General features: G+C 68.7%; 21 protein-coding genes. 17 read left to right on the top strand and 4 right to left on the bottom strand.

The window, feature by feature from the left end; translation table 11 throughout:
- The first annotated feature begins 339 nt into the window (after positions 1-339).
- From ftsH to ACH413_RS40975, 7 genes are read left to right on the top strand one after another with little or no spacing between them, the layout of a single operon-like run.
- Positions 340-2,529, top strand: coding sequence for an ATP-dependent zinc metalloprotease FtsH (ftsH, locus tag ACH413_RS41005; RefSeq protein WP_360045747.1), 2,190 nt, complete (start codon positions 340-342; stop codon positions 2,527-2,529).
- Positions 2,526-3,173 (top strand): GTP cyclohydrolase I FolE, encoded by a 648-nt coding sequence (gene folE, locus ACH413_RS41000; RefSeq protein ID WP_360045745.1) that lies wholly within the window; start codon positions 2,526-2,528, stop codon positions 3,171-3,173. The genes ftsH and folE overlap by 4 nt, the downstream gene beginning before the upstream one ends.
- 32 nt (positions 3,174-3,205) lie before the next feature.
- Positions 3,206-3,991 carry a dihydropteroate synthase gene (gene folP / locus ACH413_RS40995; protein WP_360045972.1) on the top strand — a complete coding sequence of 262 codons (786 nt, stop codon included), beginning with the start codon at positions 3,206-3,208 and terminating at the stop codon, positions 3,989-3,991.
- A complete protein-coding gene (gene folB, locus ACH413_RS40990; protein WP_360045743.1) occupies positions 3,984-4,376 on the top strand; it encodes a dihydroneopterin aldolase in 393 nt (130 codons plus the stop codon). The genes folP and folB overlap by 8 nt, the downstream gene beginning before the upstream one ends.
- Entirely contained in the window at positions 4,373-4,867 is a 495-nt protein-coding gene (folK, locus tag ACH413_RS40985; RefSeq protein WP_360045741.1) for a 2-amino-4-hydroxy-6-hydroxymethyldihydropteridine diphosphokinase, read from the top strand. Before folB ends, folK begins: the two co-directional genes overlap by 4 nt.
- Positions 4,864-5,316, top strand: coding sequence for a DUF3180 domain-containing protein (locus tag ACH413_RS40980; RefSeq protein ID WP_360045739.1), 453 nt, complete (start codon positions 4,864-4,866; stop codon positions 5,314-5,316). Before folK ends, ACH413_RS40980 begins: the two co-directional genes overlap by 4 nt.
- 50 nt (positions 5,317-5,366) lie before the next feature.
- Positions 5,367-6,887 carry a DUF6779 domain-containing protein gene (locus ACH413_RS40975; RefSeq protein ID WP_360045737.1) on the top strand — a complete coding sequence of 507 codons (1,521 nt, stop codon included), beginning with the start codon at positions 5,367-5,369 and terminating at the stop codon, positions 6,885-6,887.
- A 144-nt stretch (positions 6,888-7,031) separates the two neighbouring features.
- On the opposite strand, the gene ACH413_RS40970 is transcribed toward ACH413_RS40975, so the two are convergent.
- The 3 genes from ACH413_RS40970 to ACH413_RS40960 are packed head-to-tail and all read right to left on the bottom strand — an operon-like array spanning position 7,032 to position 9,515.
- On the bottom strand, positions 7,032-8,117 hold the full coding sequence (locus ACH413_RS40970; protein ID WP_360045735.1) for an NADH-quinone oxidoreductase subunit D: 1,086 nt from the start codon (positions 8,115-8,117) through the stop codon (positions 7,032-7,034).
- 43 nt (positions 8,118-8,160) lie between these two features.
- Positions 8,161-8,583, bottom strand: a complete 423-nt coding sequence (locus ACH413_RS40965) for a DUF1203 domain-containing protein (protein WP_360045733.1) — start codon at positions 8,581-8,583, stop codon at positions 8,161-8,163.
- A 17-nt stretch (positions 8,584-8,600) separates the two neighbouring features.
- Positions 8,601-9,515, bottom strand: coding sequence for an SAM-dependent methyltransferase (locus tag ACH413_RS40960; RefSeq protein WP_360045731.1), 915 nt, complete (start codon positions 9,513-9,515; stop codon positions 8,601-8,603).
- A 30-nt stretch (positions 9,516-9,545) separates the two neighbouring features.
- Between ACH413_RS40960 and ACH413_RS40955 the strand changes: the two genes are divergently transcribed.
- The 5 genes from ACH413_RS40955 (at position 9,546) to ACH413_RS40935 (ending at position 13,861) form a co-directional block, all read left to right on the top strand.
- Positions 9,546-10,691, top strand: coding sequence for a PrsW family intramembrane metalloprotease (locus tag ACH413_RS40955; protein ID WP_093594184.1), 1,146 nt, complete (start codon positions 9,546-9,548; stop codon positions 10,689-10,691).
- Between the two features lie 102 nt (positions 10,692-10,793).
- The gene (locus ACH413_RS40950) at positions 10,794-11,684 is read left to right on the top strand and encodes a DUF2520 domain-containing protein (RefSeq protein WP_360045728.1); all 891 of its coding nucleotides are present in this window, start codon (positions 10,794-10,796) and stop codon (positions 11,682-11,684) included.
- A gap of 1 nt (position 11,685) precedes the next feature.
- Complete coding sequence (gene panC / locus ACH413_RS40945; RefSeq protein WP_360045726.1) at positions 11,686-12,576, top strand: pantoate--beta-alanine ligase; 891 nt, start codon at positions 11,686-11,688, stop codon at positions 12,574-12,576.
- A gap of 9 nt (positions 12,577-12,585) precedes the next feature.
- Positions 12,586-13,056, top strand: a complete 471-nt coding sequence (gene panD, locus ACH413_RS40940; RefSeq protein WP_360045724.1) for an aspartate 1-decarboxylase — start codon at positions 12,586-12,588, stop codon at positions 13,054-13,056.
- Between the two features lie 10 nt (positions 13,057-13,066).
- Complete coding sequence (locus ACH413_RS40935) at positions 13,067-13,861, top strand: type III pantothenate kinase (protein WP_360045722.1); 795 nt, start codon at positions 13,067-13,069, stop codon at positions 13,859-13,861.
- Here the strand turns inward: ACH413_RS40935 and ACH413_RS40930 are convergent.
- Positions 13,851-14,606, bottom strand: coding sequence for a methyltransferase domain-containing protein (locus ACH413_RS40930; protein WP_360045720.1), 756 nt, complete (start codon positions 14,604-14,606; stop codon positions 13,851-13,853). The genes ACH413_RS40935 and ACH413_RS40930 overlap by 11 nt on opposite strands.
- A gap of 136 nt (positions 14,607-14,742) precedes the next feature.
- Here ACH413_RS40930 and lysS point away from each other — a divergent pair, with 136 nt between their 5' ends.
- From lysS to ACH413_RS40905, 5 genes are all read left to right on the top strand, one after another.
- Entirely contained in the window at positions 14,743-16,197 is a 1,455-nt protein-coding gene (gene lysS / locus ACH413_RS40925) for a lysine--tRNA ligase (RefSeq protein ID WP_330278264.1), read from the top strand.
- A 114-nt stretch (positions 16,198-16,311) separates the two neighbouring features.
- A complete protein-coding gene (locus tag ACH413_RS40920; protein WP_030477509.1) occupies positions 16,312-16,662 on the top strand; it encodes an Lsr2 family protein in 351 nt (116 codons plus the stop codon).
- Positions 16,663-16,975: 313 nt separating this feature from the next.
- A complete protein-coding gene (locus ACH413_RS40915) occupies positions 16,976-17,968 on the top strand; it encodes an iron ABC transporter permease (RefSeq protein WP_360045718.1) in 993 nt (330 codons plus the stop codon).
- Positions 17,969-17,979: 11 nt separating this feature from the next.
- Positions 17,980-19,047, top strand: a complete 1,068-nt coding sequence (locus tag ACH413_RS40910) for an iron chelate uptake ABC transporter family permease subunit (RefSeq protein ID WP_360045716.1) — start codon at positions 17,980-17,982, stop codon at positions 19,045-19,047.
- Positions 19,044-19,841, top strand: coding sequence for an ABC transporter ATP-binding protein (locus ACH413_RS40905; RefSeq protein WP_360045714.1), 798 nt, complete (start codon positions 19,044-19,046; stop codon positions 19,839-19,841). The genes ACH413_RS40910 and ACH413_RS40905 overlap by 4 nt, the downstream gene beginning before the upstream one ends.
- Positions 19,842-19,946 lie beyond the last annotated feature (105 nt).

The raw sequence follows: 19,946 nt of genomic DNA, 5'->3' as shown, positions 1-19,946 counted from the left end.
ACGTGCTGACATACAGTTACTTACCTTCGGTCACGTGTTCACTCTTTCGAGTGGCGAGGGAAACGTTCGGGGGATAGATGAGGATGACATGTGACCCCCAAACGTAATGAGACAGCGTGACCTGCGTCACTCGTCTGGACGGCGGTATTTGTTCCGGATGAACCAAACTGCGTGAACATGCGTGGTGGGGGTCACCCGCGGGAACCCGCGAACGCCCCCGCCCGTTGGTTGCTCAGTACCCGGCCAGCGAGCGGTAGGCTGGTCGGACGCGGTATGTGGGTCTTCCACTGCCCGACGCGCAAGTCAGGGAGGGTCGAGGCCGCCCCCGGCCGTAAGTGCATGGACCGCAAGCGCCTGCTTCGCAACCCGCTGCTGTGGATCGCTGCGGTGTTGCTGCTCTACTTCGTCTTCACCGTCCTCTTTGACGACTCGCGGGGCTACCACCCCGTGAAAACGTCTCAAGCGCTTCAACAGGTGCGGGACGGCAAGGTCAAGGAAGCCACGATCGAGGACAAGGAGCAGCGTCTCCGACTCACCCTCACCGATGGCACCACCTTCGAGGGCAGCAACCGCCTGATCACGCAGTTCCCGGCCAGCTCGACGGACGAGATCTTCACCGTCCTCGACCAGGCCGGCAACAAGCCGACCGTCGAGACCAAGGTCAGCCAGGAGTCCATCCTGATGCAGATCTTGATCTACCTCGTGCCGCTCGGCCTGCTGTTGCTGCTGCTCATGTGGATGATGAACAACGCTCAGGGCGGCGGTAACCGCGTTCTGAACTTCGGCAAGTCCAAGGCCAAGCAGCTGTCCAAGGACATGCCCAAGACGACGTTCTCCGACGTCGCCGGTGCCGAAGAGGCCGTCGAGGAACTGGAAGAGATCAAGGACTTCCTCCAGAACCCCGGCCGCTACCAGGCGCTCGGCGCGAAGATCCCGAAGGGCGTGCTGCTGTACGGCCCGCCGGGAACGGGCAAGACGCTGCTCGCCCGTGCCGTCGCCGGCGAGGCGGGCGTGCCGTTCTACTCGATCTCCGGCTCGGACTTCGTCGAGATGTTCGTCGGTGTCGGTGCCTCCCGTGTGCGCGACCTGTTCGAGCAGGCAAAGCAGAACGCGCCGTGCATCATCTTCGTCGACGAGATCGACGCGGTGGGCCGTCACCGCGGCGCCGGCCTCGGCGGCGGGCACGACGAGCGCGAGCAGACCCTCAACCAGCTGCTCGTCGAGATGGACGGCTTCGACTCGCGCGGCGGGATCATCCTGATCGCGGCGACGAACCGTCCCGACATCCTCGACCCCGCTCTGCTGCGTCCCGGCCGCTTCGACCGGCAGATCCCGGTGTCCGCACCGGACCTGAAGGGCCGCAAGCAGATCCTGCGGGTGCACTCGAAGGGCAAGCCGCTGGCCGCGGACGCGGACCTCGACGGCCTCGCGAAGCGCACCGTCGGGTTCTCCGGCGCCGACCTCGCGAACGTCATCAACGAGGCCGCGCTGCTCACCGCGCGCCACAACGGCCACGTCATCGACGGTGCCGCGCTCGAGGAGTCGGTGGACCGCGTGATCGGCGGTCCGGCCCGCAAGAGCCGGATCATCTCCGAGAAGGAGAAGAAGATCACCGCGTACCACGAGGCAGGGCACGCCCTGGCCGCGTGGGCGATGCCGGACATCGACCCGGTCTACAAGGTCACGATCCTCGCCCGCGGCCGCACGGGTGGTCACACCCTCTCGGTGCCGGAAGAGGACAAGGACCTGATGACCAGGTCCGAGATGATCGCGCGACTGGTGTTCGCACTGGGTGGCCGTTCCGCCGAGGAGCTCGTCTTCCACGAGCCCACGACGGGTGCGTCCAACGACATCGAGCAGGCGACCAAGATCGCTCGCGCGATGGTCACCGAGTACGGCATGAGCGCGAAGCTCGGTGCGGTCAAGTACGGGCAGGAGCAGGGTGAGCCGTTCCTCGGCCGCTCGGCCGGTCGCCAGGCGGACTACTCGCTGGAGGTCGCGCACGAGATCGACGAGGAGGTGCGCAAGCTCATCGAGGCCGCGCACACCGAGGCGTACGAGGTGCTCGTCACCTACCGCGACGTCCTCGACGACCTCACGCTCGAGCTGATCGAGAAGGAGACCCTGCACCAGAAGGAACTGGAGCGGATCTTCGCGAGGGTCGAGAAGCGGCCGCGCATCACCCAGTTCAACGAGTTCGGTGATCGCACACCGTCCGACATCCCGCCGATCAAGACGCCCGGCGAGCTCGCCAAGGAACGTGGCGAGCCGTGGCCGCCGGTCGTCGAGGACACCCTCGACGACGAGCCGGAGACGCCGGCGGAGCCCGCCGCGGAACCGGCCACGGAGGCGCTGCCGTCGCCGAACGGGTCGAACGGCGCGCACCAGCCAGGTCAGCCTTCGAACCAGTCGGGCCCGCCGAACTACGGCGCGCCGCCCGGATGGACCCCGGCGACCGTGCCCGGCGGCAAGCCGCACAACGTCTGGGAGCCGAAGAAGCCGCAGCCAGACCAGGACGAGCGGCAGTGACCGAGCAACAACAGCTCGACGGAGACGCCGGCCTCACCCACCACGGGGAGGCCGGCGTCTCCGCGCGGCGGGTCTTCGACCAGCCGCGGGCAGAGGCTGCGGTACGCGAACTTCTGATCGCGTGCGGTGAGGATCCGGACCGGGAGGGTCTGCGCGAGACACCCGCACGGGTGGCGCGCGCCTACCAGGAGTTGTTCGCGGGCCTCTACACGGACCCGGACAGCGTCCTCGCGAAGACGTTCGACGAGAGCCACGAAGAGCTCGTCCTCGTCACCGACATCCCGATGTTCAGCTTCTGCGAGCACCACCTGCTGCCGTTCCACGGCGTCGCGCACGTCGGGTACATCCCGAACGAGCAGGGCCGCGTGACGGGGCTGTCCAAGCTGGCCAGGCTCGTCGACCTCTACGCCAAGCGGCCACAGGTCCAGGAGCGGCTGACGTCGCAGGTCGCGGACGCGTTGGTGCGCAGGCTCGAACCGCGCGGCGTGATCGTGGTGATCGAGGCCGAGCACCTGTGCATGGGCATGCGCGGTGTGCGCAAGCCCGGTTCCCGCACGACGACGTCCGCGGTGCGCGGGCTGCTGCGCACGTCCGCCTCTTCGAGGGCGGAGGCCATCGAGCTGATCAGGGGCCGTCTCCGGTGAGTGGTCTGCCCCGCCCCGGCCGGTGCGTCGTGATGGGCGTGCTGAACGTGACGCCCGATTCGTTCTCCGACGGCGGCCGCTACATCGATCGCCGTGACGCGGTGTCGCACGGCGTCGACATGTTCAAGCGCGGCGCGGACGTGATCGACGTGGGCGGCGAGTCGACCCGGCCCGGCGCCGGGCGCGTCGAACCCGCCGAGGAGATCGCCAGGATCGTGCCGGTGATCCGCGCGCTGGTCGCCGAGAGCGTGCCGGTCAGCGTGGACACCATGCGTGCTTCCGTTGCGGCTGCGGCACTGGAGGCCGGCGCGTCCATCGTGAACGACGTGTCCGGTGGCCTGGCCGATCCCGAGATGGCTGCCGTCGTCGCCGCCGCGGGTGTGCCGTACGTGCTGATGCACTGGCGTGGGCACAGCACGGAGATGGACGCGTTGGCGACGTACGACGACGTGGTGACGGACGTTCGTTCGGAGCTGCTGGAGCGCGTCGAGGCCGCACTGGCCGCCGGTGTCGCGGAGTCGTCGATCGTGCTCGACCCCGGACTGGGCTTCGCGAAGCTCGGCGACCACAACTGGGAGTTGTTGCAGCGCCTGGACGAACTGGTCGAGCTGGGCTTCCCGGTGCTGGTCGGGGCGTCGCGCAAACGCTTCCTCGGCACGTTGCTCGGCAACCGTCCACCGGACGGCAGGGAGGACGCGACCGCGGCGGTGTCCGCTTTGGCCGCGTTCAACGGAGCGTGGGGTGTGCGGGTGCACGACGTCGACCGGACGCTGGACGCGGTCGCCGTCGCCGGTGCGTGGAGGCGGGGACATGGCTGACCGGATCGCGTTGACGGGTCTGCGGGTGCGCGGGAACCACGGCGTGTTCGAGCACGAGAAGCGCGACGGGCAGGAGTTCGTCGTGGACGTCACGCTGTGGCTGGACCTCAGCGCGGCTTCTCGCACCGATGACCTCAAAGAGACCTACCACTACGGCGAACTGGCCGAGATGGCCGCGGCGATCATCGGCGGCGAACCGTACGACCTCATCGAGACGGTGGCGGGCAAGATCGCCGACGCCGCGATGACGGACGCACGGCTGCACGCGGTCGAGGTGACGGTGCACAAGCCGTCCGCGCCGATCCCGCTGACCTTCGACGACGTGTCGGTGACGATCCGCCGCTCGCGCCGGCTCGCCGCACCGCTGCCGAAGGAAACCCGTTGAGTCGCGCGGTTCTCTCGATCGGATCGAACCTCGGCGACCGGTTCGCCTTCCTGCAGTCCGTCGTGGACGGGTTGCGGCCCTTCGTCGTCGCCGTTTCGCCGGTGTACGAGACGGCGGCGTGGGGAGTCGAGGACCAGCCGGACTTCCTGAACGCCATCGTGATCGTCTCCTCGGACGACGTGGACGAGTGGGGCTGGCTGCGCCGCGGTCAGGCGTTGGAGAACGCCGCCGGGCGCGTGCGGGAGAAGCGCTGGGGACCGCGCACGTTGGACGTGGACGTGGTTTCGGTGGACGGGGTGACCTCCGACCACCCCGACCTGCTTTTGCCGCATCCTGGGGCGTTTGAGCGCGCAACAGTTCTCATCCCGTGGCTCGACGTCGAGCCGGGCGCGGTGTTGACGGGCCACGGACCCGTTGCGGGCCTGGAGTTCTCGGCCGAGGGCGTGCGGCGGCGTGACGATCTCGTGCTTTCGGGTTGGATGGACGAGTGAGGTTCACCAGTCCCCGAGACCTGGCGGCCATCGCGCTCGTCGGCGCGTTGCTGGCCCATCTGCTGCTGCGGCTCGCCTACGACACGTTGCCGCCGTTGCCCGTCCTGGCCGGGTCGACGTTGTTCGTCATCGCGGTCGTGGAGTTCGTGTTCGCGTTCTCGTTGCGGGCCAGGATCCAGCGCCGCGCGGGTGCGCGTCCGGTGCAGCCGCTGACCGCCGCCCGAGCCGTCGCGTTGGCAAAGGCTTCGTCCGTTTTGGGCGCTTTGATGTTCGGTGCCTGGACCGGTGTGCTGATCTTCGTGATCCCCGTTCGCGACTCGTTCGCCGCGGCCTCGAACGACCTGGTCGCGGCCATCGTCGGGATCGTCGCGGCGGTCGCGTTGACGGCGGCCGCGCTGTGGCTGGAGCACTGCTGCAAGACGCCGCGCGAGAGTTCCGGGAACGAATAGATACCCGGCCGTAGGTCTCAGTCGCATAACTACGCGGTACCGTAGTGCCCATGACCGGGCGAGGCGCGTCGATCGACGACGAGCAGGAAGATCACGGTCGTGGCTCAGGGCGATTGCTGTTAGTAGCGGCATTGGCGCTCGCCCTGGTGGCCGCGGCGGTGCTCGTGCTGAGTGACAGCGCCCGCATGCTGCGTCTGGCCGTGGTGGCCGCGTTGTGGGCGGCACTGGTGGGTGCTTTCCTCGCCGCCAGATACCGCAAACAAGTCACGGAACGTGACGACGAAGTGGCCGATCTCCAGTCCGTTTACGAGCTGGAACTCGAGCGCGAAGTGGCCGCCCGCCGCGAGTACGAACTCGAGATCGAGTCGGAGACCCGCAAGCGGATCGAAGAGGAGTCGCGGGCGGACATCGAGGCCCTGCGCGCCGATCTCCACTCGCTGCGCGACAACCTCCAGGCGCTGCTGGGCGGAGACGTCCTCGTCGAACGCGTGGCCCTGCGCGCCGAGTCGACCCGCCTGCGTTCGCTGGGGTCGGAGGCGGCGCGGCTGGCCGGGATTCCCGAGAACCGCATCATCAACGCCAAGCCCGCGATCACCGCTTCCGCGGCGGCGGAGAAGCCGTCCGAGCGCACCGAACTGATCGAGCGCGTCGCCCACGACGCCAAGGTGCAGGCCCCTCGCCGCGAGCCCCTGCGTCCCGAGCCCGTCCGCCCGGATCCGGCCAGGAACTCGCCCCGCCCGCAGCCCGCCGTGGTCCGCCGCGAGCCCGTGAAGGCCGCGAAGCAGGAACCGGTCAGGCCGCAGCCCCGTCCTTCCGCCGCGGCCGCCGTCTCGGCCAGGCTGGGCGGCGCCAGCCCCGCGCCCGCTCCGGCACCGCAGAAGCCCCCGCCGCCGCCGACCGTGAAGGCCAAGCCGGTCCAGGCCCAGCCCGTGCAGGCACAGGTCCACCGGACCGAGCGAGTGCCCCGCCCGCCGCAGCCCCCGGCCCGCACCGAGGCGTTGTCGCGCCCGGAGCAGCCCCCGAAGGCTCCCGCGGCCGTCATGAAGTCGGTGGAGACCCGCAAGCCGGAACCGCGTTCCCGCGTGGCCGAGCGCACCGAGATGATCGACCCGAAGGCGTTGCAGGCCACCGGTGGCAACGGCCGCCGCCGGGCCGACGACCGCCCGGCTCCAGTGCAGGACAGCGGCTCGTGGGAGACCCTGAAGCCGGACGCTCCCGCCGCCACCCCCGCCGGCCGTCGCCGGGCAGACGACCCGCCCGCCCGTCGCACCGCCTCCGAGGACTCGCTGGTGTCGCTGCCTCCGGTGGGCCGCCGTTCGGCCTCGGAGCAGTCGTCGACCAGGCTCCCGGCGGTCTCGCCAGGACGTCGTTCCCCGGCCGACGAGGCCCCGGTCTCCGGACGTCGCGTGGCCGAGGACTCGTCCACGCGCCTGCCCGCCGTCTCGACCGGCCGCCGTGCCGCACCGGAAGACCCTTCCGGCGCGCACGCCGACGGCAAGTCGGTGAGCGAACTGCTGGCCTCGCTCGGTGGAGGCGACGCGCCTCGTCGCCGGCGCCGTCGCGACGACTAGATCGTGTTCTGCAAGCTCGTTCGGTGATAGGCGCGGGCGAGCGACCCGGAGGCGGTGCCGCCGGGTGTGTTCGGGTGCTGCGTGCAGTCTCCAGGTCCCTCGGCCGCCGAGGTCGCCGGACGGGACCTGCAGGACCCGGCCTGGCTACTTGTCGATGTCGCCGACGATCACGGCGAACGAGCTCAGCACGGCCGGCAGGTCGTCGACCTTCGTGCCCGGCAGCAGCGCGGACAGCGCTTGAACGTTGTTGAACGACGGCGTGCGGAGCTTGAGGCGCCACGGCGTCTTCTCGCCGCGTGACGACAGGTGCACGCCCGACGTGCCGAGCGGCGCCTCGACCCGCGTGTAGACCGAGCCCTCGGGAGCCTTGATGGCCTTGGGCAGCCGGACGTTCACCGGGCCCGGCGGCAACTGCTCCAGGCATGCCCCCGCCAGTTCGACGGACTTCTGCACCTCGTCCAGGAGACACCGCACGCGTGCCGCCGCGTCGCCCTCGGTCCGGACCACGGGCGTGAAGCCCAGCGTCCGGTAGGCGGGCAGCGGGTCGTCGCGGCGCAGGTCGAAGTCCACTCCGCTGGCGCGGCCGATCGGGCCGGTGACGCCGTACGCCAGCGCGTCCTCGTGCGGCAGGACGCCAAGCCCTTGCAGTGTCCCGAAGTCGATCGGCAGCCGCGCGACGTCCACAGTGGACAGGAACTCGGCGACCCGCGAGGTCCAGCCCGCCGGGACGTCCTCGCGCAGGCCGCCGATCCGGTTGAACATGAAGTGGATCCGGCCGCCGGACGCCTCCTCCATCAACGCCTGCACGCCCTCGCGGTACGTGGCTGCGTTGGGAGACAACGGGGTCAGGAAGACCATGTGCGCCATCAGGCGGTTCAGTTCGCACAGCAGAGCGCGCAGCCATTGGGCGCGGGCCGGTACGTCCATGCCCGTCATGCGTTCCACGGCCAACGCCACGGCGAGCTCGTTGCAGAAGGCCGAGAGCCAGTCGTGGCGGTTGGCGAGCGTCAGGACCTGGCGGTAGTCGCGCACCTCGAACAGCTTCTCGGCGCCGCGGTGGAGGTGGCCCACGAGCGGCTCGGCCGCGGTGATCAGCAGGTCCGGCGTGACGGTCAGGCGCAGGCGGTAGGCGCCGTGAGCCGACGGGTGCAGTGGACCCAGGTCGATCACGCGGTCCACGCCCAGGTACCGGGCGCCCGCGCCCACGCCGACGGTGATCTGCTCGCTCACCCGAGCATGGTTTCACGGTGCCGGGAACCCGCCTGGACGTGGCTTACGACCTCGTGATCGCGAAGAAGAAGCAGCCGTGCGACACGCTCCGGATCTGGAGCGACTCGATCGAGGGATCGTTCAACAATCCTTCAACCGCACGATCGAACGATCCGGGCTCGACGACCTCGCCGTCGTGGATCTGACCTGCGGCGTTGTAGGAACGTAGGATCCGGGGATTGTTCAACAGTTCAACAGGGAGACGATCCAACGAGGGCTCCTCCGCGCACTCCACGTGCGTGAAGATCGGCCCGATCTCGGCGTACGGGCCCTTGCCCGACGTCGGCGAGTAGCGGAACAGCCACACGGGCTCGTCGGGCAGCGACTTCCGCAGACAGCAGCGCAACGGCACACCCGGCTCGGAGGCGCGGTACTCGCGGCCGGGGTCGGAGAACGAGTCGGACGGCGACACGGTGTGGATTCGCATGTCACCAACGATCGTCGTCAGTCACCAGAAAATCTGGCGGGATTCGGACGCCAGGGCGGCAGCGCGGAAAGCAGGTCCGCCACCGCCACCCCGCGCCCGTGCAGCAGCCATCCGAACGCCCCCAGCCCGGCCGGTGAGCGCAGCTCGGCGATCCGCCCGGCCCGCGCAGCGGACTCCAGCCAGTCCCACCCGGAACCGCTGACCTCGCCGGTCAAACCCAAGGCCGCCAACGCATCCCGCTGCGACACGAGCACGAAGTCCCCGCCGGCAGCCGCCGCACAGGCGTCCAGAGCGACGTGCGCCGTGATGTCACAGGACCCGTCGAAGACCACGGGAACCTGACGCCCGTCCCGATACCCGGTCAGCGAGAAGTGCCGCGAAGACACGAGATGTCCGTAGTCGATCGCCAACGCCGCCCCGCGCACCGAGGACACGGCCGCAGCCCACGCCGCATCCCGGGGCGCGCCGACCTCGGCCAGTGAGCCGTCCTCAAGCGACGGCCACCACCGGGTGATCCACGGATCGGCGGAAGGCCCGCGCACCACCGGGCAGGGGATCGCGTCGAGCCACTCGTGCCCGACCAGCAGCCCGACGCAGGGCGGCACGGAGGTGGTCCACCGAACCCCTGGCAGTTCCACGAACGGCCCGACCTCGACAGCGGTCACCCGAAGCCGCTCGGCCAGCGACCCGGACGCCAGCGACCGCACCGCGAAGGCCAGCTCACCCCCGCCCGCCCCGACGTCCACGAAGTCCACGACCGGGGGAAATCCGAGCGCCGCGTCCACCCGCGACAGCAGCTCCAGCAGCCCGGCGGCCAGCTCCGGACCGACCAGCGGAGACGTCCGGAAGTGCGACGAGGGCTTCTCGCCGCGGGCGAAGAAGCCACCCGGCCCGTACAACGCGGCGTGCCAAGCGGCTTCCCAGTCGAACATCGGACAAGTGTGCATCTAAGGTCATTTCCCGTGACCGACGCCGACCTGACGCCGACGCCGACGAAGAAGCGCATCGAGCAACGCCGCTGGACCGTCCTGTTCCCCGTCGTGGCGCTGATCGCGCTCGCCGCGGCGGGCCTCGTGCTGTTCGCTCTGGGCACGTCGAGCATCGGCATCGAACCGCTGCTGGTCGGTGCCGCCGCGGCACTGATCCCCGTCGCCTTCGTGGTGACCGCGTTCCTGTGGATCGACCGCTGGGAACCCGAACCGGCGAAGATGCTGCTCTTCGCGTTCGTCTGGGGTGCGTGCGGCGCGACGATCAGTTCGCTCGCGTTCAACCAGACGAGCCGCGTGCTCGGCGATCTGCTGACCAACGACGGCACGACGTTCACCGCCGTGGTCGGGGCGCCGATCGTCGAGGAGGCGACCAAGGCCGCGTTCCTCATCGCCGTGTTCGTCCGTCGCCGGCACGAGTTCGACGGCGTCGTGGACGGCATGGTCTACGCGGGCATCACGGCCGCGGGCTTCGCGTTCACCGAGAACATCTGGTACTTCGGCCGGGTCTTCCTGGAGGACGGGCTCGGCAACATGGGCGGCGGCGTGATCGCCCTGTTCATCCTGCGCGGGGTGCTCTCGCCGTTCGCGCATCCGCTGTTCACGGCGATGACGGGCATCGGCGTCGGCATCGCGGCCACCACGAGCAACGCCACGGTGCGCATCCTCGCGCCGATCGGCGGCTACCTCACGGCCGTCGGGCTGCACTCGCTGTGGAACTTCTCGACCACCGTCGGCACCGGCGCCGAGTTCATCAACCTGTACTTCCTGATCATGGTGCCGGTGTTCGCCGGAGCCGTCTCGATCGTGGTGTGGCAGCGCCGCAGGGAACAGCGGATCGTCGCGGGCCAGCTCGCCGCGATGGCGCAGAACCGGTGGATCGCCAACAGCGAGGTGGCCCTGCTGGCCAGTCTCAACGGCCGCAGGAACTGGCTGCGGGCGGTCAAGCGCAAGTCGGGTGACGCGTCGGTCAAGGCCGTGAAGAGCTACCAGATCGCGGTCACCGAACTGGCCTTCCTGCGGCACCGCATCGAGCAGGGAACGGCCGGTCTGAGCGCCGAGCAACGCCACGGGGTGCTGCTCGACAGCCTGCACGCCGCCAGGGCCGCCGCCCGCCGGTGAGTCCGGTCACCGACCAGGTGCACGAGACAGTGGCGGGATTACCCTCGGCGTCGTCGTCCGGTACCCGCACCAGGGACTGGAACGTCAGAAGGAGTTAGTCGCATGGACGCGACCCCACGTCCGGCGAGGCTCGCCGTCGGTGTCATCTCGGCAGGCCGCGTCGGCTCCGTGCTGGGCGCCGCGCTGGCCAGGACGGGCCACGTGGTGACCGGCGTTTCCGCCGTCTCCCAGGCCTCCCGCAACCGCGCGGACGAGCTGTTGCCCGGCGTTCCGATCGCCGACCCCACCGAGGTCGCCCAGCGTGCCGACCTGGTGCTGCTGGCAGTGCCGGACGACGAGCTGGAAGGCCTGGTCAAGGGCCTCATCGCCACCGAGTCGCTGCGCGCGGGCCAGATCGTGGTGCACACCAGTGGCGCGCAGGGCGTGAAGGTCCTCGAACCCGCTGCCGAACTCGGTGCGCTCACGCTCGCGCTGCACCCCGTCATGACCTTCACCGGCCGCCAGGAGGACCTCCTGCGGATGACCGCGGCGTGCGTCGGCGTGACGGCCGCGGACGGCGACGAGGTGGCCTGGAGCGTCGGCGAGGCGCTGGTCGTCGAGATGGACGCCGAGCCGATCCGCGTCCCCGAGGCCGTCCGCCCGCTCTACCACGCGGCACTGGCCCACGGCGCGAACCACCTGATCACGCTGGTCCGCGACGCCGCCGACCTGCTCACGAACGCTGGTGTCGCCAACGCCGAGCGCCTGCTCGGCCCCCTGCTGTCCGCCGCGCTCGACAACGCGCTGCGCCACGGTGACCGCGCCCTCACCGGTCCGGTCGCCCGCGGCGACACGGGTACCTTGCGCAAGCACCTCGACGTGCTGGCCGAGCAGGCACCCGAAACCCTGCCCAGCTACCGCGTGCTCGCCCGCCGCACCGCCGAGCGGGCCGAACGTTCCGGGCTGCTCAAGCCCGACGCGGCCAACGACGTTCGCACCACTCTTGAGGACTGACGTGACGAAGCCACTGACCAAGGACGACTACCGCCCGGACGACGTCACGGTGCACCGCGACCCCGTTCGCCTCAACCGGGTCATCAGGGCACTGCGCAACGCCGGGCGCAACGTCGCGCTGGTGCCCACGATGGGCGCCCTGCACGCGGGCCACCGGCAGCTGATCCGCGAGGCGCAGGTCATGCAGAACACGGTGGTCGTCGTGTCGATCTTCGTGAACCCGTTGCAGTTCGGGCCGAACGAGGACCTCGCGAAGTACCCGCGCCAGTTCGAGTCCGATGTGGACATCTGCCGCGAGGAGCGCGTGGGCATCGTCTTCGCGCCGTCCACCGAGGACATGTACCCCGAGGGCGCGCAGGTGACCGTGCACCCCGGACCGCTGGGTGACGAGCTCGAGGGCGCGGTCCGCCCCGGCCACTTCGCGGGCGTGCTCACGATCGTCTCGAAGCTGTTCAACATCGTGCAGCCCACGTACTCGGTGTTCGGGCAGAAGGACTACCAACAGCTCCAGCTCATCCACAAGATGGCGCGAGACCTCAACTTCCCGCTCGACGTCGTCGGCGTGCCGACCGTGCGCGAGTACGACGGCCTCGCGCTGTCGTCGCGCAACGCCTACCTGACGCCGGAACAGCGCCACCACGCCGTGACGCTGTCGGCCGCGCTCACCGCCGGCGCGCACGTGTCGTCGCAGGGCGCGGACGCGGTGCTCAAGGCCGCGCACGACGTGCTGGCGCAGGTGCCCGAGGTCGAAGTGGACTACCTGGAACTGCGCGGGACCGACCTGGGTGCCGCGCCGGAGAACGGCGACGCCCGGCTGCTGGTCGCGGCCCGTGTCGGTACGACCCGCCTGATCGACAACATCGCGGTGTTGCTCGGCGAAGGCGACGAGTAGGGGGATGCCATGTTCCGCACGATGCTGAAGTCCAAGATCCACCGCGCCACCGTGACGCAGGCCGACCTGCACTACGTCGGCTCGGTGACGGTGGACGAGGACCTGATGGAGGCCGCCGACCTGCTGGCGGGCGAACAGGTCGCCATCGTCGACGTCACCAACGGCGCCCGGCTGGAGACTTACGTCATCCCGGGCGAGCGCGGCACCGGCGTGCTGGGCATCAACGGTGCCGCGGCGCACCTGGTGCACCCCGGCGACATCGTGATCCTGATCGCCTACGGGCAGATGGACGACGCCGAGTCGCGCGCCTACAAGCCGCGCGTCGTGTTCGTGGACGCCGACAACAAGGTCGTCGACCTCGGCGTGGACCCCGCGCACGCCCCCGAGGGGTCCGGTCTGGTGAACGGCTCCACGAGCGCGCCTTCTTCTGAGACCGTTGAGGCGACCGCGCTCGACGCGTTGATCCAGGCCGAGAACTGAGGAACATCACGTGCTGCTCGCCATCGACGTCGGCAACACCAACATCGTGCTCGGTCTGTACGACGGGGTCGGCGACTCGGCCCCGCTCGTGCGCGACTGGCGGATGCGCACCGACGCCAGGATGACCGCCGACGAGCTCGCGCTGACCATGCGCGGCATGTTCGGCGAGTACGCCGACAAGATCACCGGCATCTCCGCGCTGTCCACCGTGCCCGCCGTGCTGCGCGAGCTGCGGGTCATGCTCGGCCGCTACTACGACGCGGTGCCGAAGATCCTGGTCGAGCCCGGTGTGAAGACCGGCGTCCCGCTGCTCGTCGACAACCCGAAGGAGGTGGGCTCGGACCGCGTGATCAACACGCTGGCCGCGCACCACCTCTACTCGACCTCGTGCATCGTGGTCGACTTCGGCACGTCCACGAACCTCGACGTGATCTCGTCGCGCGGCGAGTTCCTCGGCGGCGCGCTGGCACCGGGCATCGAGATCTCGGTCGACGCCCTCGCCTCCCGCGCCGCCCAGCTGCGCAAGGTCGAGCTGGTCAGGCCCCGCAACGTGATCGGCAAGAACACCGTCGAGTGCCTGCAGTCCGGCATCGTCTACGGGTTCGTCGGCCAGGTGGACGGGCTGGTGCGCAAGATCACCGAGGAGCTCCAGCAGACCGATCCGGGGCCGGTCACGGTGATCGCCACCGGTGGCCTCGCGCCGCTGGTCGTGTCGGAGTCCTCGACGATCGCGCACCACGTGCCCGACCTGACGCTGCTGGGGTTGCGCATGGTGTTCGAGCGCAACATGTCCGCTACTCGCTGAGACGGACCATCCGGAAGACCTCCGCGCGCAGGGGGATGTCGAACGGCCCGTTCGACGTCTCCGGGCGTTCGCGGAGGAACGCCAGCATCTTGTCGTTGATGGCGGCCCGTTCGTCGTCGTCGATGACGAGCAGGCGCGAGTGCGTGTTGATCCACGCGACGGCCGCCTCCGGCGAGTCGCGGCGGTGGGCGTGCGGGAAGACGGCGCGCTCCTCCGTCGTGAACGACGGGTGGGCCGTGACCGCGACGGGGTCGTGCCGCTGCGACTCGACGCTGCTCACCGACACCTGCTCCAGCTCGCGGACCCACTCGACGTCCGTGACCGGTTCGGCCCACATGGCCGCCAGCACGCCACCGGGCCGCAGCACGCGGGCGATCTCCGGCAGCGCCTTCTCCTGGTCGAACCAGTGGAACGCGGTGCCGACGAACACGGCGTCGAGAGTCTGGTCCGGGACCGGGATGTGCTCGGCGTGACCGGGTAACGCGCGCACGCCGTGCACGCGGCGGACCAGCTCGGACAACATCTGCTCGTTGGGCTCCACGGCTGTCACGCGGTGGCCTTCCGCGACCAGTCCCGCGGTCAGCTTTCCGGTGCCGGCGGCCAGGTCGAGCACGTCGAGCTGCTCGGTCTTGCCCAGTGGCTCCAGTGCCCACCGGATCGCCGCCACGGGATAGTCAGGCCGGTGTTCGGCGTAGGCCTCGGCCTGCGCGCCGAACGAGTCCGCTCGCCTCGCGTGTAGATCCATCACCCCAACTTAGGGTGTCGGGTATCCGGCGGGGTATCCGGTTCGCTTCGCCCATGAGCCCTTCCGTACCCTTCTCGGCGTGAGTGAGCAGCCGAAGCAAAACCTCGTGACCAGCGAAGAAGACCTGCCAGAGCAGATGCGCGTGCGCCGGGAAAAGCGTGCGCGGCTGCTCGCTTCCGGCAAGGAGCCGTATCCCGTCGAAGTCGCGCGCACGCACACGTTGCGCGAGATTCGCGACGCGCACCCCGAACTCGAACCCGACACCCAGACCGGCCAGATCGTCGGCGTCACCGGGCGCGTGATGTTCATGCGCAACACCGGAAAGCTGTGCTTCGCGACGTTGCGCGAAGGCGACGGCACCGAACTGCAGGCGATGCTGAGCCTCGCCGGTGTCGGTGAAGAAGCGCTTTCCGAGTGGAAGACCGACGTCGACCTCGGCGACCACGTTTTCGTGAGCGGTGAGGTCATCAGCTCACGCCGCGGCGAGCTTTCCGTGATGGCCGACGGGTGGCAGCTGACGTCGAAGTCGCTGCGTCCGTTGCCGGTCGCGCACAAGGAACTCGGCGAGGAAACCCGTATTCGTCAGCGATACGTCGACCTGATCCTCAGGCCGATGGCGCGTGACACTGTTCGGACCCGTGCGAACGTCGTTCGTTCTCTGCGCGACTCGTTCCACCGGCGCGGATTCCTCGAAGTCGAGACGCCGATGTTGCAGTCGCTGCAGGGTGGTGCGAGCGCGCGTCCGTTCATCACGCACTCGAACGCGCTCGACATCGACCTGTTCCTGCGCATCGCGCCGGAGCTGTACTTGAAGCGCTGCGTCGTCGGTGGCATCGAGAAGGTCTTCGAGATCAACCGCAACTTCCGCAACGAGGGTGTGGACTCGTCGCATTCGCCCGAGTTTTCGATGCTGGAGTACTACGAGGCCTACGCCACGTACGACTCGAACGCCGTACTGACGCGTGAGCTGATCCAGGAAGCGGCGGAAGCCGTGACCGGTTCTCAGATCGTGACGCTGGCGGACGGCAGCGAGTACGACCTCTCGGGTGAATGGACGACTCTGAGCATCTACGAGTCGTTGTCCGAAGCGGTTGGTGAGGAAATCACCCCCGAGACGCCCGCCGAGACGCTGCGGAAGCTTTGTGACCGTCACGAACTCGAGGTGAACCCGAAGTTCGGGCACGGCAAGCTGGTCGAGGAGCTGTGGGAGCACCTGGTGTGCGACTCGCTCTACGCGCCGACGTTCGTGCGCGACTACCCGGTGGAGACGTCTCCGCTGACCAGGCAGCACCGCAGCAAGCCGGGTGTCGCCGAAAAGTGGGATCTGTACGTCCGCGGATTCGAACTCGGAACCGGTTACTCCGAACTGGTGGACCCGGTCATCGAGCGGGAACGCCTGGAAGCACAGGCGCGTCTTGGCGCGGCCGGTGACCACGAGGCGATGCCGATCGACGAAGACTTTCTGCGATCACTGGAGTACGGAATGCCACCGAGTGGTGGCGTCGGAATGGGTATCGATCGGCTGCTGATGGCCCTCACGGGTCTGGGTATCCGGGAGACCATCTTGTTCCCGCTCGTTCGCCCTGAATGAGTAACTTTCCGGATGTCGATAGGTGCAATGCGGCACCTGTGCGCTAACCTGCGTCGCAGAAGGCTTTAGTTGGCGACGCGGGTGACCGCGCATTCGGGGTCCAGGAGGATACGCATGGCGCAGAAGGTCACGGTGACCCTCGTCGACGATCTGGACGGTTCCACCGCTGAGGAGACCGTCGAGTTCGGACTGGATGGTGTCAGCTACACCATCGACCTTTCCTCGGGCAATGCGGGCAAACTGCGTGACGCTCTTGCCGACTTCGTGGGAAGTGCACGTCGTGCGGGTGGTCGCAAGCGCCTTGGGCCCGGTCGTCCGGCCGGCAGCGTGAAGGCGCGCCCCGCTTCGGCGGATCGTGAGCAGAACCAGGCCATTCGCGAGTGGGCCCGCAAGCAGGGCATGAAGGTGTCGGACCGGGGTCGCATCCCGGCCGAGGTGCTCGACGCCTACCACCAGCAGGGCTGAAATTCGGTAAAACACGAAGGGGTTCCGAGGATGATTCCTCGGAACCCCTTCGTGCTATTTGAGTGACCGATCAACTACCGGCAGGCGTCCAGAAGGTGGAACGGTGCGATCCAAACGAGATCGCGAACACACTTGCTGCCGACTTTTTAGTTGATCCGACAACGGGTTTGCTGAATCTTTTTTCGCCTTCTCGCACGGCTCTTCTTCTCCCGGTGAGACCGGTGATGTGACCAGAACCGGTGCCCTGGACCTCGGGCCGACCAGGTGGTTCGGTTAGGCTTACCTCTCCTGTCTGAGATGAGGAGGGTGGGCCTTGGGTCGTAGGTCGTCGGGCCTGCTCTTCCTGCTGGTCGTGCTGGTCGCCGTGTCCGTGGCGAGCATCGCGATCGGTTCGAAGGAGATCCCGCTCTCCGGGGTCTGGCACGGTCTCTTCACGCCGACCGGCGTCGAGGACGACGTGGTGATCCGCGAGCTGCGGATCCCGCGGACGTTGCTCGGCATCGTGGTGGGCATCGCACTCGGTGTGGGTGGCGCTCTCATGCAGGGCCACACGCGCAATCCGCTGGCCGATCCCGGCATCCTCGGCGTGACGCACGGCGCCGCGCTCGCGGTCGTGCTCTCGATCTTCCTGCTCGGCGTCGACTCGCTGGTGGGCTACATCTGGTTCGCCTTCGCCGGCGCGATGATCGCGAGCGTCCTGGTGTTCCTGCTCGGCTCCGCCGGGCGAGGCGGTCCGTCGCCGGTGACGCTGGCGCTGGCAGGCGCCGCGGTCTCCGCGCTGATGAACGGCCTCGTGTCGGCGATCGTGCTGCTCGACCAGCAGTCGCTCGACGCGTTCCGGTTCTGGCAGGTCGGCGCGATCGCCGGCCGCGATCTGACCGTGCTGACCCAGGTCGCGCCGTTCCTGTTCGCCGGACTGGTGATCGCGGCGCTCAACACGCCCGGCCTCAACGCCCTGTCGCTGGGCGAGGACGTGGCCAAGTCGCTGGGCGTCAACACCGGCCGGACGCGGTCGCTGGGCATCTTCGCCATCACGCTGCTGGTGGGCGGGGCCGTCGCCGCGTGCGGGCCGATCGGGTTCCTGGGCCTCGTGGTGCCGCACGTCGCCCGCGCGTTCACCGGGCCGGACTACCGCTGGATCCTGCCGTACTCGGCACTGCTCGGAGCGATTCTCATCCTGTTCGCCGACATCGTCGGCAGGGTGGTCGCCCGGCCGTCCGAAGTGGAGGTCGGCGTGATGCTGGCCCTGCTCGGCGCCCCGTTCTTCATCTTCCTGGTGCGGCGCAAGAAGCTGGTGAAGATTTGACGACGACCGCGGTGAAGACCCCCGCAGCTCAAGCGCCCGCCCTGAGGCTGGGCGCCACCTCGTTCCGGCTGCGCCGCCGGCCGTTGCTGGTGGTGGCGGCGTTGCTCGTCGTGCTGGCGGCGGTGCTGATCGCCGACATCATGGTCGGCGACTTCCCGCTGACGGTGGGCCAGGTCGTCGACACGTTGCTGGGCGGAGGCACGCGCCGCGACCAGTTCGTGGTGATGGAGCTTCGGATGCCGCGCGCGCTGACGGGGCTGCTGGTCGGTGGTGCGCTTGGTTTGTCCGGGGCGATCTTCCAGGCGATCGTGCGCAACCCGCTGGCCTCGCCCGACATCCTGGGCGTGACCTGGGGTGCCGGTGCCGGGGCGGTCTCGGTGATCACGTTCGCCGGGTCGCTGGGCGTGGTGACCGGTAGTGCGGCTTCTGTCGGCGTGCCGCTGGCCGGTTTGTGCGGTGGTCTGCTCGCCGGACTGCTGGTCTACGCGCTGGCGTGGCGGCAGGGGATCGAGGGCTTCCGGATGGTGCTCGTCGGCATCGGCATCACCGCTGTCGCCGGCAACTTCACGCACTACCTGCTGACCGTCGGCGACGTGCAGGACGCCGGGCGCGCGATGGTGTGGATCACCGGGTCGTTGAACGGTCGCGGCTGGGAGCACGTCGTGCCGGTCGCTCTGGCGCTGGTCGTGCTGGTTCCCGTGGCTTTGATCGGTGGCCATGTTCTCGGGGCGTTGCAGTTCGACGACCAGACTTCGCGCGGGCTGGGTGTGCGGGTGAATCTCGCGCGGTCTGGTCTGATCGTCGTGGCGATCGTGCTGGCTTCTGTGGCCACGGCTGCGGCTGGGCCGATCACGTTCGTGGCTCTGGCTTCGCCGCAGATCGCCTTGCGGCTGTCCGGGACCGCGCAGCCGCCGTTGTTCGGGTCTGTTGTGGTCGGTGGCGCGTTGGTGATGTTGTCGGATCTGGTGGCTCGGACCGTGTACCGGACCGAGTTGCCTGTTGGTGTTGTCACCGCGGTTCTCGGTGCGCCCTATCTGATGTTCCTGCTGATCCGAAGCCGCCGGGAGGCGCGGGTATGAGTGTGCGTCTTGAGGCTTCGTCGTTGTCGGTCGGGTATGGGGAGCGGCTGGTCGTCGATTCTCTGGACTTGTCTGTTTTCGGTGGGACCGTCACTGCTGTGATCGGGCCCAACGGGTGTGGCAAGTCGACTCTGTTGAAGGCATTGGGGCGGTTGCTGCCTGCTCGGTCCGGGGCGGTGTTGCTGGACGGGAAGCAGATCGACTCCATGTCCACTCGGGATGTTGCCCGGGTTTTGGGGATGCTGCCTCAGGCTCCGTCCGCTCCTGAGGGGCTGACTGTGGCTGACCTGGTGGCTCGGGGGCGGCATCCGCATCAGTCCTGGTATCGGCAGTGGTCGTCTGATGATGCTGCGGCTGTGGATGCCGCGTTGGCGATGACCGGGATTTTGGATCTTGCTGAGCGGACTGTGGACGAGTTGTCCGGGGGGCAGCGGCAGCGGGCCTGGATCTCCATGGCTTTGGCCCAGGGGACTGATCTGTTGTTGCTGGATGAGCCGACCACCTATTTGGATCTTGCTCATCAGATCGATGTGCTGGATTTGGTGCAGGAGCTGCATTCGTCTCTTGGGCGGACGATTGTGATGGTGTTGCACGATTTGAACCTTGCCGCCCGGTATGCGGACAACATCGTTGCCATGCGGGGTGGGCGGGTTGTGGCTTCTGGGACGCCTGGTGAGGTGTTGACCGAGGAGATGTTGTTGGAGGTTTTCGGGCTGGATGCTCGGGTTGTCGAGGATCCGGTTGCTGGGACTCCGTTGGTTGTGCCGGTTGGGTCTCGGCATCGGCTTCCGTAGCGTTCCCCGGCTTGCGGGCGGCCTGGTCGCCTTGCGTGCTTCCCCTGGGGGCTCTGCCCCCAGACCCCCGGCAATCTGATCGGGGGGTGGCGCCGCCTGCGGGTA

This window comes from Lentzea sp. NPDC020367 (assembly GCF_044387305.1).
In the GTDB taxonomy this organism is placed as follows: domain Bacteria; phylum Actinomycetota; class Actinomycetes; order Mycobacteriales; family Pseudonocardiaceae; genus Lentzea.
Note: the sequence above shows the minus strand (reverse complement) of the source record. Positions and strands in the feature narration are given on the sequence as shown.